Below are 11614 nucleotides of genomic sequence, written 5' to 3' on the forward strand. Positions count from 1 at the left end.
TAAAGGGGCATGCCCCTTTATCCCAATTCCTTAATTCCAGTTTCATTTTACAATTGAGGCATTCAAAAAAAGTTAAAGTGTCAAGTAAAAATACTTGACACCTAATTTGAATATGGTATTATAAGTAAGCAAATTAAATTAATCGGAGGAAAATACAATGGCAGTTAAATTAAGATTAAAGAGAATGGGTGCTAAGAAGTCACCATTTTATAGAATTGTTGCAGCTGATTCAAGAATGCCAAGAGATGGTCGTTTCATTGAACAGTTAGGAACTTATGATCCAAGACAGAACCCAGCTAAGGTTTCTTTAAAGAAAGAAGAAATCTTAAAGTGGTTAGGTAACGGTGCTCAGCCTTCTGACACAGTTAAGAACATCCTTTCTAAAGAAGGCGTAATCAAAGAATTTGCTGAATCTAAGAAGGCTAAATAATTATGGATTACGTTAAGGCATTACAGGACATCTGTCTTGAACTTGTCAATGATCGTGATAAGTTAGAGGTTAGAGAAATGCCTTCATTAGATGATAATGCGATTGTTCTATATGTTTATGCATCACATGATGATATTTCTAAATTAATTGGTAGAAAAGGTGTTATGGCTAATTCTATCAGACAGCTTATGTCTGTAAGCACACGTGGTATGCATAAGAGATTAGATATCAAATTTGAATCATATGGTGAGGAATAAAGGAAGTGTACACTTCCTTTTTTTTGGAGGTACAAATGGAACTTGTAGAAATTGGTAAAATCATTAATACATTTGGAATCAAGGGTGATTTAAAGATTGCTTCTTCAACTGATTTTGGAGAACAGCGCTTTGCCCCTGGCAGCCATATTCTTGTCAAAACACCAAGAGAATATCTTGATTTTGAAATCAGTAAGCATTATATCCATAAAGGTTTTGATATGATTGCATTTAAAGGCTATACAGATATTAATGAAGTAGAAAAGTATAAGGGATGTATTTGTTATGCCCCTAAGGATACTTCTTTACTACCTGAAGGCATGCATTATATTTCTGATATTGTGGATTGTGAAGTTTATAATAATGGTACTTATATTGGTAAGGTGACTGATGTATATCAGGGTGCACAGGCTATTATTGGTGTAGATGTAAATGGTAAGAAGGTTATGATTCCTTATATTGATGCTTTTGTAAAGAATAAGGATATTGAACATAAGCGTATTGATGTCTCATTGATTGGAGGCTTCTTAGATGAAGATTGATGTTCTTTCATTATTTCCAGAGATGTTTGAAGGATTCTTGACAACATCTATTATTAAAAGAGCTATTGATAGTGGTCATGTAGAAGTAAAGATTCATGATTTTAGAGAATTTGCGACAGATCGTCATAAGAGTGTAGATGATACACCTTATGGAGGTGGACAGGGCATGGTGCTTATGTGTAAACCTCTATTAGATTGTTTAAAGACAGTAGTCACAAAGGATTCACTTGTTATTTTAATGAGCCCTCAGGGTATGACACATCATCAGGCTTATGCTGAAGAATTAGCCCTTAATCAGAAACATATCGTGATCATCTGTGGTCATTATGAAGGCTTTGATGAACGTATTCGTGATTATGTAGATGTAGAACTTTCTATTGGTGATTATGTACTTACAGGTGGAGAACTTGGTGCGATGGTAGTGATGGATAGTGTCATCCGTTTACTTCATGGAGTAATCACTCAGGCAAGTCATGAAGATGATTCATTCTCTAATGGATTATTAGAATATCCTCAATATACAAGACCTTATGAATATGAAGGCAGTAAAGTTCCTGATGTCCTCATAAGTGGTCATCATGAAAATATTCGTAAATGGCGTTTAAAGGAATCATTACGTAAAACAATGATCAAACGTCCTGATTTATTAGAAAAACGTTCATTTACAGAAGAAGAATTAGAAATTCTAAAAGAATTAAAAAAGAAGAAATTCTAAAAGAATTAAAAAAGTAATTGATTTATAAAAAAGACAGTGCTATAATAGCCAAGTCGTAAGACACAGAAGTTCCGCTGGTTATATATACGAATGAGCTTCCAAGACTAAATTTGTGTAGGAGGAAATGTTATAATGAACATGCAGTTAGTAAATGAAATTACTAAGAGCCAGATCAAGACTGATGTACCTCAGTTCAAAGCTGGTGACACTTTAAAAGTATTTGTAAAGATCCAGGAAGGTAATAAGACTCGTCTTCAGATGTTCGAAGGTGTTTGTATTGCTAAAAAGGGTTGCGGTATTGGTGAAACTTTCACTGTTAGAAAGATTTCTTACGGTGTAGGTGTTGAAAGAGTATTCCCAGTAAACTCTCCAATCATCGATCATATCGAAGTAGCTAAGGTTGGTAAAGTACGTAGAGCTAAATTACATTACTTACGTGGATTATCTGGTAAAGCTGCTAGAATTAAAGAAATTCGATAAGAGAATGGGGGCTTACCCCATTCTTTTTTCTATATTATGAATAAATTAAAGAAGCTATGTTTACCTGGTCTAGTGACTCTTATGTTATGCTTATTTACTTTTATTGTTCTTCCTGTAAAGGTAAAAGGAACATCAATGATGCCTACTATTCATGATGGAGATTTTATCTTAATGACTGGAATTACATCACATAAGCATCTACACCGTTTTGATATCGTTGATGTACGCAGCGCAGCATTAAAAGAAGATATCATTAAACGAGTGATAGGACTGCCAGGAGAAGAAATCAGCTATAATAATGATCATTTATATATTGATGGTAAACTTGTAGAAGAACCATTTTTCAAACTTTCTTTTATACAGAAAGAAAAAAGAGAATTAGGTCTTACACAATATACAAGAGATTTTAAAATCAAGTTAAAGCATAATGAATATTTTGTTTTAGGGGATAACCGTCCTTTATCCTATGATTCAAGATATTTTGGACCTATTCATATAGAAGATATTCGTGCTAAAAATGGATATATCATTTATCCTATAAAACATATTAAGAGTAATGATTAAGGAGGAAATTATGGTAAAACAGATTCAGTGGTATCCAGGGCATATGGCTAAAGCCCAAAGAGAAATCGAAAGTAAAGTAAAGTTAGTAGATATTGTGATTGAACTTGTGGATGCACGAGCTCCTTTTTCAACACATAATCCAGAACTTGATTATATGATTAAGAATAAGCCACGCCTCTATATTCTTACAAAGAAAGATTTAGCTGATCCTAAGGCAACAGATGCATTAATTGCAGAATTTAAAAGACAGGGCCATAGTGCTATTGCGGTTGACTTAAAGAACTTCAAGGAAGAAAAGAAAATCGTTAATTTGTGTCGTTATCAGTTAAAAGAAAAGCGTGAAAAAGAAGCAGCTAGAGGATTAAAACCTAAACCTATTCGTGCTCTTGTTGCAGGTATTCCAAATGTAGGTAAATCTACTTTTATTAATAAGATTGCGAAAAGAAAAGCTGCTGCAGTAGGAAATAAACCAGGTGTTACTAAGTCTCAGCAGATTATCCGTGTTGATAAGGACTTTGAACTTTTTGATACACCAGGTGTTCTAGAACCTAAGTTTACAGATATCAATAAAGCGATGAATGTCGCATTATGTGGCTCTATTAAGATGGAAATACTTCCTCTTGATGATCTCTTTATTCATGCAATTGGTTATCTCGCAAAACATTATCCAGAAATGTTGAAGGAACGTTATAATTTGACTATTGATTTAGATTCTGATTGGGTATTACCAGTTTATGATCATATTTCAGATTATCGTCATATTAAGAAATTAAGAGGCGAGACAGATTATGACCGTGTTCAGGAAACGTTCTTTAATGACTTAAAGAATGCCTCTCTAGGAAGAATTACTTGGGAGTTAAGCGATGAATAATCAGGAACGTTTAAAATACGAGAATGAAGCCAGAGCTGCTGGTTATTCTAGAATATTAGGTGTCGATGAAGCAGGTAGAGGTCCTATGGCTGGGCCACTTGTTGTAGGTGGTGTTATCTTTCCAGAAGATTTCTATGATGAACGTATTAACGACTCTAAGAAACTCACAGAAAAGAAAAGAGAAGCACTCTATGACCTCATTATAGAGAATGCACTTGCTTATCAAATAGAGGTTTTATCAGTAGAAGAAGTAGATACACTTAATGTCTACGAAGCCTCTCGTACTGGTATGAAACGTATTGTTGAATCATTAGAACCTGATTTTACATTAAGTGATGCAATGCCTTTAGGAGATATTCCTCATCTTTCTATTATTAAAGGAGATGCGAAAAGTCTATCTATTGGGGCTGCAAGTATTCTTGCGAAAGTGACTCGAGACCGCATCTTGAAGGAATATGGCAAACAATATCCAGAATATGGCTTTGAAAAACATAAGGGTTATGTCACTAAGGCACATAAGGAAGCATTAGAAAAATATGGTGTGACTCCAATACATCGTAAATCTTTTGCGCCAGTACAAAAAGTACTGAATGAACAATTATCATTTGATTTTGAAGAGAAAGATTAAATATCTTTCTCTTTTTTGAGAAAAGAAGCCTCTTACAGGGAATAGATATAGTAGGAGGTGATTGTGTGGAAGATATTCTACTTTATTTTTCATTGAAGTATCATGGACAGTTTGATTTGATTTATAAGGCATTAGAACGTAAAGAACGTGTAGATGAATCATTAAAGAAAGAACTTTTTGCGACAATTAAGTGCTCTTATACGACTATTATTAGTGATGATTATCCACAGCATCTTAAGTTCATCAACTGTCCTCCATTTGTGCTCTATTATTATGGATCTTTATCATTGTTAGATAATGAATGTATCGGCGTAATTGGTAAGAGAGACTGCAGTGAGTATGGTGTCCAGGCAACACGTATTCTTGTGGAAGATCTTGTAAAACAGGGACTTGTGATTGTATCAGGTATGGCTAAAGGTATAGATGGTGTGGGCCATCGTACGGCTTTAAAATCTAATGGTCATACAGTGGCAGTACTTGGAAGTGGGATTGATTATCCCTACCCACCAATGAATAAGGAACTCTATGATCAATTAAAAAACGAACTTATTATTAGTGAATATCCAGGTCTTACCCCGCCTAGAAAGGACTATTTCCCTAAACGCAATCGTATTATAGCCGGACTCTCACAGAAACTTCTTGTCACTGAAGCAGATATTAAAAGTGGTACAATGATTACAGTTGGTTTTGCCTTAGAACAAGGCAAGGATGTCTTTGCGGTTCCAGGACGTATATATGACTGCAAAGGCTGTAATTCATTGATTCAGCAGGGCGCAAAGCTAGTTATGAGTGTAGAAGATATCTTAGAAGAATAGGAAGCGTTTCGCTTCTTATTCTCACTAATATGTTGACAAAATAAAAAAATCCCATATTATAAGGTGATGAAGGAGGGAACTATAAGTAACTGAATATATCGACCATTGTGTTTGAATGTGTTTAAATATGCTCATAGAGGAAGCGTTAAAATGAACACATTAAATATCATAAATTATAAACCAAAGGATCTTATTGAACTTTTAGGCGTATCTGTTAAGATATTATAACGTTGAGATAGAGAAGGAACTTTAAAGGCAAACTGAACCCTAACTAATAAGCATTGTTGTATTTATAATCAGCATTTACTAGATCAAATTGCATTTTTAAGATGGTTTTGTAATGTAAAAGATTTATTTGAATACCCACAAGCCACAGGTAAGTGAAAATTAAATTTTATTAACGCCTATAAATCGGCGTTCTTGAAGCTGAATTTGATGCATAGATTTTCTGTTTGTTCTATAATTAGATTAGAAATCAGATGGAGAACTCATGCAGGATATTGTTTCAATACTTCATGATTTTTCCTGTAGGCTGCAAAGGGCTTCGTAAGTATAAAAAAACTGATAGAAAGGGATGAGGAACTTGCTGAAGGGCTTCAAAACGGAAATAAATCCAACAGAGGAGCAGAAAGTCAAGATTCGTAAAACAATAGGTACTTGCAGATTTATCTATAACTTCTATCTCGCTCATAATAAGGAGCTTCATGAAAGTGGCAAAAAGTTTATGAGCAGCGGCCAGTTTAGAGTATGGCTTAACAATGAGTTTCTTCCGAGCCATCCAGAATATTCCTGGATCAAGGAAGCTTATTCAAAATCGGTAACACAGGCAGTAAATAACGGACAGACCGCATTTAAAAGATTCTTTGATCACAAGAGTGCCTTTCCTAAATTTAAGAAGAAAGGCAGATCTGATGTAAAGATGTATTTTGTAAGGAATAATCCTAAAGATTGCCTTTGCGAAAGACACGTAATCAAGATTCCGTCACTTGGCTGGGTACGCATCAAAGAGAAAGGATATATTCTCACAACGAAAGACGGATATGTAATTAAGAGCGGTCATGTCTTAATAAAGGCTGACAGATACTATGTTTCAGTTCTTATAGAAATCTCAGATAGAAGGAAAGCCAGTAATTCTGGTGAAGGAATTGGCATTGACCTTGGATTAAAGGACTTTGCGATTGTTTCTAATGGAAAGACTTATAAGAACATCAATAAATCTGCAAAATTAAAGAAGCTTGAAAAAAAGCTTATTCGAGAACAGAGAAGTCTTTCTCGTAAGTATGAAAACCTAAAGAAAGGAGAGTCCACTCAAAAAAGAAATATACAAAAACAAAGGCTTAAGATACAAAAACTTCATCACAGAATAGACAATATTCGTACTGATTACATCAATAAGATAATCGCAGAGATAGTGAAAACCAAGCCATCTTTTATAACGATTGAAGATTTAAACGTATCAGGAATGATGAAGAACAGACATCTTTCAAAGGCAGTTGCTTCGCAGAAGTTTTATGAGTTTAGATCAAAGCTTCTAGCTAAATGCAGGGAAAATGGAATTGAACTTCGAATTGTAGATAGATGGTTCCCATCATCTAAGACGTGTCACTGTTGCAAGAATATCAAAAAAGATTTAAAGCTTTCAGATAGACTTTTCAGATGTGATTGTGGCTATATCGAAGACAGAGATTTCAATGCTGCACTTAATCTGAGAGATGCTACCACTTACGAAGTTGCATAAATAAAAGCAAACGTAGGTATGTACCGAAGGCTATTTCGGGAATTTAAGACTATGGAGTGTACTTGAACTTGTGAGTAGATATGATTTCGGTCAATCGAAAGCATACACGATGACATAGTAAGTAATGTTCGTGAGAACTTACATTATCTCGATGTGAGTATGTTTAATCACATTTTGAGTGGCAGGTTAGATGTATGAGTCATTTAGTTATTGTCGAATCACCATCTAAATCTAAAACAATTAGTAAATACTTAAGCGATGATTTTGTAGTTAAATCATCAAAAGGACATATCAGAGACCTGGCTATTTCTGGTAAAGGCGGCTTAGGTGTAGATATAGAAAATGAGTTTGCCCCTCATTATGTTATTAGTAAAGATAAGAAAGATGTTGTAAAAGAATTAAAAGCATGTGCTAAAAAAGTAGATGATGTTTATCTCGCAACCGATCCGGACCGTGAAGGGGAAGCCATCTCATGGCACTTGGCAGAAGTATTAGGATTAGATTCTGAAACTACAAAGAGAGTAGAATTCCACGAAGTGACTAAGAATGCAGTCACAAATGCGATTGAAAATCCACGTAGGATTGATATGGATTTAGTCCATTCACAAGAAACAAGACGTGTTCTAGATAGAATTATTGGGTTTAAGCTTTCTAAACTACTACAGAAGAAGATTAAATCTAAGTCTGCAGGACGTGTACAGTCAGTTGCGTTAAGATTGATCTGTGAAAGAGAAGCAGAAATTGATGCATTCGTACCAGAAGAATTCTGGAAGATCGATGCTGAATTTGAAAAGGATAATATTCCTTTCAAGGCAGAACTTACAAAACATAAGACTAAGAAGTTAGAAATCCATAATGGTGAAGAAGCGCAGGCTATTTATGATGCATTAGGATCAACTTTTACTGTTGAAAAGATTAAAAAGACAACAAAGAAAAGAAATTCTTATGCACCATTTATTACTTCAACACTTCAGCAGGAAGCCTCTTCTAAACTAAACTTCAAGGCAAGACGTACTATGTCCATTGCTCAGAAATTGTATGAAGGGATTGATATCGGTACTGAAACTGTCGGTTTGATTACTTATATGAGAACTGACTCTATCCGTTTATCACCAGAATTCACTTCTGCTGCTATGGATTATATTGAAAAGACATATGGTAAAGAATATGTGGGAAGCATTAAGGTGTCTAAAAAGACTGAAAATGTACAGGATGCCCATGAAGCCATCCGTCCTACAAGTATTGAACGTACACCAGAAAGTATTAAACAATATCTTACACAGGAACAATATAAGCTTTATTCATTGATTTATGCCCGTGCACTTGCTTCACTCATGGCACCAAGCCAGTCTGCAAGTACATCTTTAGTATTAGATAACAATGATTATAAGTTTAATGCATCAGGCTCTATCTTAAAGTTTGATGGTTGGTTAAAGGTTTATGGTGAATATGATAAGAGTAAGAATGAATTACTCCCAGATATGAGTGAAAATGAAGAAATTGATGCTAAAAAGATCAATAAGGAACAACACTTCACTACACCACCAGCACGTTATACAGAAGCAAAACTTATTAAGGCAATGGAAGAATTAGGTATTGGCCGTCCTTCTACTTATGCCACTATTATTGATACAATTCAGACTAGAGAATATGTCATTTTAGAAAAGAAAACATTCAAGCCTACTGAATCAGGTCTTTTGACTAATAAGAAACTTCTTGAATATTTTGATTCAATTATCAATGTAGACTATACTGCAAAGATGGAAAATGAGCTTGATGAAATTGCGAAGGGTCAGGATACTTATGTTCATGCTTTAACTGAATTTGAACAAGTATTTGAACCACTATTAGAAAAAGCCTATGATGGTATGGAAAAGATTGAACCACAAAAAACAGGAGAAAAATGTCCTGAGTGTGGTGGAGATCTTGTTATTAGAAAAGGAAGATTTGGAGAATTTGTAGCCTGCTCTAATTATCCAGAATGTAAATATGTTAAGGCTGATGAAAATAAGATCAATGAAGAAACAGGTGAGACATGTCCTCAATGTGGTTCTCCTATGATCTATAAAATGGGCCGTTTTGGACGCTTTGAAGCATGTTCTAATTACCCTAAATGTAAATATATCAAGCCTCAGAAGCTTGAAGAGACAGGTGAAACATGTCCTAACTGTGGCAGTCCAGTTGTATGGAAAAAGGGTCGTTTTGGTCCATTTAAAGCCTGCTCTAATTATCCAAAGTGTAAAACAATTATTAAAGAAAAGAAAAAGAAAGAAGAATAATGAACTGCCCATGCAGTTCATTTTCTTTGTTGGAGGAAAATATGATTAAGGAAGTAAATGTCGTAGGTGGAGGTTTAGCTGGTGTTGAAGCGACTTATCAGCTTGTTAAAGAAGGTATTCCTGTACATTTATATGAAATGAGACCAGTGAAAAAGACTGATGTTCATAAGACAAGTGATTTTGCAGAACTTGTATGTTCTAATTCATTACGTGCAGATGGTTTAAAGAATGCGGTTGGTGTATTAAAACAGGAAATGACAATGAATGATAGCTTGATTATCAAGATGGCAAGAGACCATGCCGTACCTGCAGGAGGATCTTTGGCAGTCGATCGTGAAGGTTTTTCTCATGCAGTGACAGAATTTATTGAAAATCATCCTTTGGTCACTGTACACCGTGAAGAAGTGACAAAAATACCTGAAGGACCTACTATTATTGCCTCAGGACCTTTGACAAGTGATGCACTCGCAAAAGAAATTATGAATTTAATGGGTAATCAGGATTATTTTTATTTCTATGATGCAGCAGCTCCTATTGTCACAAAAGAATCTATTGATTTTAATAAAGCTTTTTATAAATCACGTTATGATAAGGGTGATGGAGAATATATCAACTGTCCAATGACTAAAGAAGAATTTGATGCTTTCTATGATGCACTGATTAATGCGGAAGTTGTTAAGCCTCATGATTTTGAAGAAAAGTTCTTTGAAGGCTGTATGCCTTTTGAGGAAATTGCGAGAAGAGGTAAACAGACATTACTTTTTGGCCCAATGAAACCGGTAGGACTAGAAAAGGATGGTCAGCGTTTTGAAGCAGTTGTTCAGTTAAGACAGGATAATGCGGTTGGGTCTCTCTATAATATTGTAGGATTCCAGACACATTTAAAATGGGGTGAACAGGACCGTATTATTCATATGATTCCAGGATTAGCAAATGCTTCTATTGTCCGCTATGGTATTATGCATCGTAACTGTTATTTCAATTCACCTACATATTTAAATCCTACATATCAGTTTAAGAATCGTGAGGATTTATTCTTTGCAGGTCAGATGACTGGTGTAGAAGGATATGTGGAATCTGCGCAGAGTGGTATTGTGGCTGGTAAGAATATGGTGAGATATTTAAAGGGAGAAGAATTACTAGTCTATCCTAGAGAAACAGTTATGGGATCTCTCGCTTATTATATTACTCATGCTTCTCCTAGTGATTTCCAGCCAATGAAGGCTAACTTTGGAATTCTTCCTGATTTAGAAGGTAAAGTGAAGAAAAAAGAAAAGAAAGAAAAATATGCACAACGTGCATTAGAAAAGATGGAAGAATTCATTCATGGATGAGAAGAAAACTTTTCTTCACTATCTTAAATATCAAAAGAACTACTCTGTACTTACTTTAGAATCTTATGATAGAGAATTGACTGATTTTCTTTTATTTGTAGGCAAAGAAAGTATTTCTTTACAGGAAGTAGATTACTATGTTATTCAGAATTATTTGATTCATTTAAATGAGAAGCACTTATCTCATACAACAATTAATCATTATTTGAGTTCTCTTAGATCTTTCTTTAAATATTTATGTAAACAGGAGATAGTTTCTTCTAATCCTTTCACACAGGTTCATTCATTAAAGACAGGTAGTAGAAACCCTGATTTTCTTTATGTAGATGAAATGATGGGTTATCTAGACTCAATTGATACGCATACATCTTTAGGTGTAAGAAATAAGGCTCTTCTAGAACTTATGTATGCATCAGGGCTTCGTGTAAGTGAAGTTGTCTCATTACGTTTATCCCAGGTTGATTTTAATAGACAGATGCTTAGAGTATTAGGTAAAGGAAGTAAAGAAAGAGAAGTGCCATTTCATGATTATGCAAAGAAATGGTTACTAGAATATATAGATAATGATCGAGTAAGCATTATGAATGAATATCATGAAACACACGATTATGTATTTGTGAATAGAAGAGGAAGAAAGCTAACAAATAGGGGAGTAGAAAATATTATCGATCGTACAATGTATCTCTATGATCCTTTACGTAAGATTCATCCTCATACGATACGTCATTCTTTTGCGACTCATTTACTTGATGCAGGAATGGATATCCGTGTTGTACAAGAATTATTGGGTCATTCCTCTTTATCAACAACTCAGATTTATACCCATGTATCCCAAGAACACTTAAGAGAAGTATATAATCGTACCTGCCCTCGACAAGAATTTAAGAAAATTGAAAAAAATATTGTGTCAACCGAAATTGATAATGTCTCAAAAATAATCAAACATTAGCACCACAGCGGTGCT

General features: G+C 34.6%; 13 protein-coding genes. All 13 read left to right on the forward strand.

Annotated features, from left to right (window positions below; translation table 11 throughout):
* Nucleotides 1–157 precede the first annotated feature (157 nt).
* The 13 genes from rpsP (at nt 158) to xerA (ending at nt 11599) form a co-directional block, all read left to right on the forward strand.
* Nucleotides 158–430 (forward strand): 30S ribosomal protein S16, encoded by a 273-nt coding sequence (gene rpsP, locus DW269_RS10925; RefSeq protein WP_006504720.1) that lies wholly within the window; start codon nt 158–160, stop codon nt 428–430.
* A 2-nt stretch (nt 431–432) separates the two neighbouring features.
* Nucleotides 433–687 carry a KH domain-containing protein gene (locus DW269_RS10930; protein ID WP_006504719.1) on the forward strand — a complete coding sequence of 85 codons (255 nt, stop codon included), beginning with the start codon at nt 433–435 and terminating at the stop codon, nt 685–687.
* Nucleotides 688–722: 35 nt separating this feature from the next.
* Nucleotides 723–1226 (forward strand): ribosome maturation factor RimM, encoded by a 504-nt coding sequence (rimM, locus tag DW269_RS10935; RefSeq protein WP_117459900.1) that lies wholly within the window; start codon nt 723–725, stop codon nt 1224–1226.
* Complete coding sequence (gene trmD, locus DW269_RS10940; RefSeq protein WP_117459903.1) at nt 1216–1941, forward strand: tRNA (guanosine(37)-N1)-methyltransferase TrmD; 726 nt, start codon at nt 1216–1218, stop codon at nt 1939–1941. The genes rimM and trmD overlap by 11 nt, the downstream gene beginning before the upstream one ends.
* Before the next feature lie 132 nt (nt 1942–2073).
* Nucleotides 2074–2421 (forward strand): 50S ribosomal protein L19, encoded by a 348-nt coding sequence (gene rplS, locus DW269_RS10945; protein ID WP_117459905.1) that lies wholly within the window; start codon nt 2074–2076, stop codon nt 2419–2421.
* An 81-nt stretch (nt 2422–2502) separates the two neighbouring features.
* Nucleotides 2503–2985, forward strand: coding sequence for a signal peptidase I (gene lepB / locus DW269_RS10950; RefSeq protein ID WP_158546360.1), 483 nt, complete (start codon nt 2503–2505; stop codon nt 2983–2985).
* Between the two features lie 10 nt (nt 2986–2995).
* Complete coding sequence (gene ylqF / locus DW269_RS10955; RefSeq protein ID WP_117459909.1) at nt 2996–3856, forward strand: ribosome biogenesis GTPase YlqF; 861 nt, start codon at nt 2996–2998, stop codon at nt 3854–3856.
* Nucleotides 3849–4484, forward strand: coding sequence for a ribonuclease HII (locus DW269_RS10960; protein WP_117459911.1), 636 nt, complete (start codon nt 3849–3851; stop codon nt 4482–4484). Before ylqF ends, DW269_RS10960 begins: the two co-directional genes overlap by 8 nt.
* 65 nt (nt 4485–4549) lie before the next feature.
* The gene (dprA, locus tag DW269_RS10965; RefSeq protein ID WP_117459913.1) at nt 4550–5299 is read left to right on the forward strand and encodes a DNA-processing protein DprA; all 750 of its coding nucleotides are present in this window, start codon (nt 4550–4552) and stop codon (nt 5297–5299) included.
* Between the two features lie 574 nt (nt 5300–5873).
* Nucleotides 5874–7037, forward strand: coding sequence for an RNA-guided endonuclease TnpB family protein (locus tag DW269_RS10970; RefSeq protein ID WP_117459915.1), 1164 nt, complete (start codon nt 5874–5876; stop codon nt 7035–7037).
* A gap of 194 nt (nt 7038–7231) precedes the next feature.
* Nucleotides 7232–9316: a type I DNA topoisomerase gene (gene topA, locus DW269_RS10975; RefSeq protein WP_117459917.1), complete on the forward strand. Its 2085-nt coding sequence runs from the start codon at nt 7232–7234 to the stop codon at nt 9314–9316.
* A gap of 41 nt (nt 9317–9357) precedes the next feature.
* Complete coding sequence (gene trmFO / locus DW269_RS10980; RefSeq protein ID WP_199410085.1) at nt 9358–10650, forward strand: methylenetetrahydrofolate--tRNA-(uracil(54)-C(5))-methyltransferase (FADH(2)-oxidizing) TrmFO; 1293 nt, start codon at nt 9358–9360, stop codon at nt 10648–10650.
* A complete protein-coding gene (xerA, locus tag DW269_RS10985) occupies nt 10643–11599 on the forward strand; it encodes a site-specific tyrosine recombinase/integron integrase (protein WP_117459919.1) in 957 nt (318 codons plus the stop codon). Before trmFO ends, xerA begins: the two co-directional genes overlap by 8 nt.
* The last annotated feature ends 15 nt before the right edge of the window (nt 11600–11614 follow it).

Source organism: Catenibacterium sp. AM22-6LB, assembly GCF_003435615.1.
GTDB classification, from domain to species: domain Bacteria; phylum Bacillota_I; class Bacilli_A; order Erysipelotrichales; family Coprobacillaceae; genus Catenibacterium; species Catenibacterium mitsuoka_A.

What these genes read in the sequence shown, in the direction of transcription:
- rpsP (WP_006504720.1), top strand. Translation starts at nt 158, where the DNA reads ATGGCAGTTAAATTAAGATTAAAGAGAATGGGTGCTAAGAAGTCACCA.
- DW269_RS10930 (WP_006504719.1), top strand. Translation starts at nt 433, where the DNA reads ATGGATTACGTTAAGGCATTACAGGACATCTGTCTTGAACTTGTCAAT.
- rimM (WP_117459900.1), top strand. Translation starts at nt 723, where the DNA reads ATGGAACTTGTAGAAATTGGTAAAATCATTAATACATTTGGAATCAAG.
- trmD (WP_117459903.1), top strand. Translation starts at nt 1,216, where the DNA reads ATGAAGATTGATGTTCTTTCATTATTTCCAGAGATGTTTGAAGGATTC.
- rplS (WP_117459905.1), top strand. Translation starts at nt 2,074, where the DNA reads ATGAACATGCAGTTAGTAAATGAAATTACTAAGAGCCAGATCAAGACT.
- lepB (WP_158546360.1), top strand. Translation starts at nt 2,503, where the DNA reads ATGTTATGCTTATTTACTTTTATTGTTCTTCCTGTAAAGGTAAAAGGA.
- ylqF (WP_117459909.1), top strand. Translation starts at nt 2,996, where the DNA reads ATGGTAAAACAGATTCAGTGGTATCCAGGGCATATGGCTAAAGCCCAA.
- DW269_RS10960 (WP_117459911.1), top strand. Translation starts at nt 3,849, where the DNA reads ATGAATAATCAGGAACGTTTAAAATACGAGAATGAAGCCAGAGCTGCT.
- DW269_RS10970 (WP_117459915.1), top strand. Translation starts at nt 5,874, where the DNA reads ATGAGGAACTTGCTGAAGGGCTTCAAAACGGAAATAAATCCAACAGAG.
- topA (WP_117459917.1), top strand. Translation starts at nt 7,232, where the DNA reads ATGAGTCATTTAGTTATTGTCGAATCACCATCTAAATCTAAAACAATT.
- trmFO (WP_199410085.1), top strand. Translation starts at nt 9,358, where the DNA reads ATGATTAAGGAAGTAAATGTCGTAGGTGGAGGTTTAGCTGGTGTTGAA.
- xerA (WP_117459919.1), top strand. Translation starts at nt 10,643, where the DNA reads ATGGATGAGAAGAAAACTTTTCTTCACTATCTTAAATATCAAAAGAAC.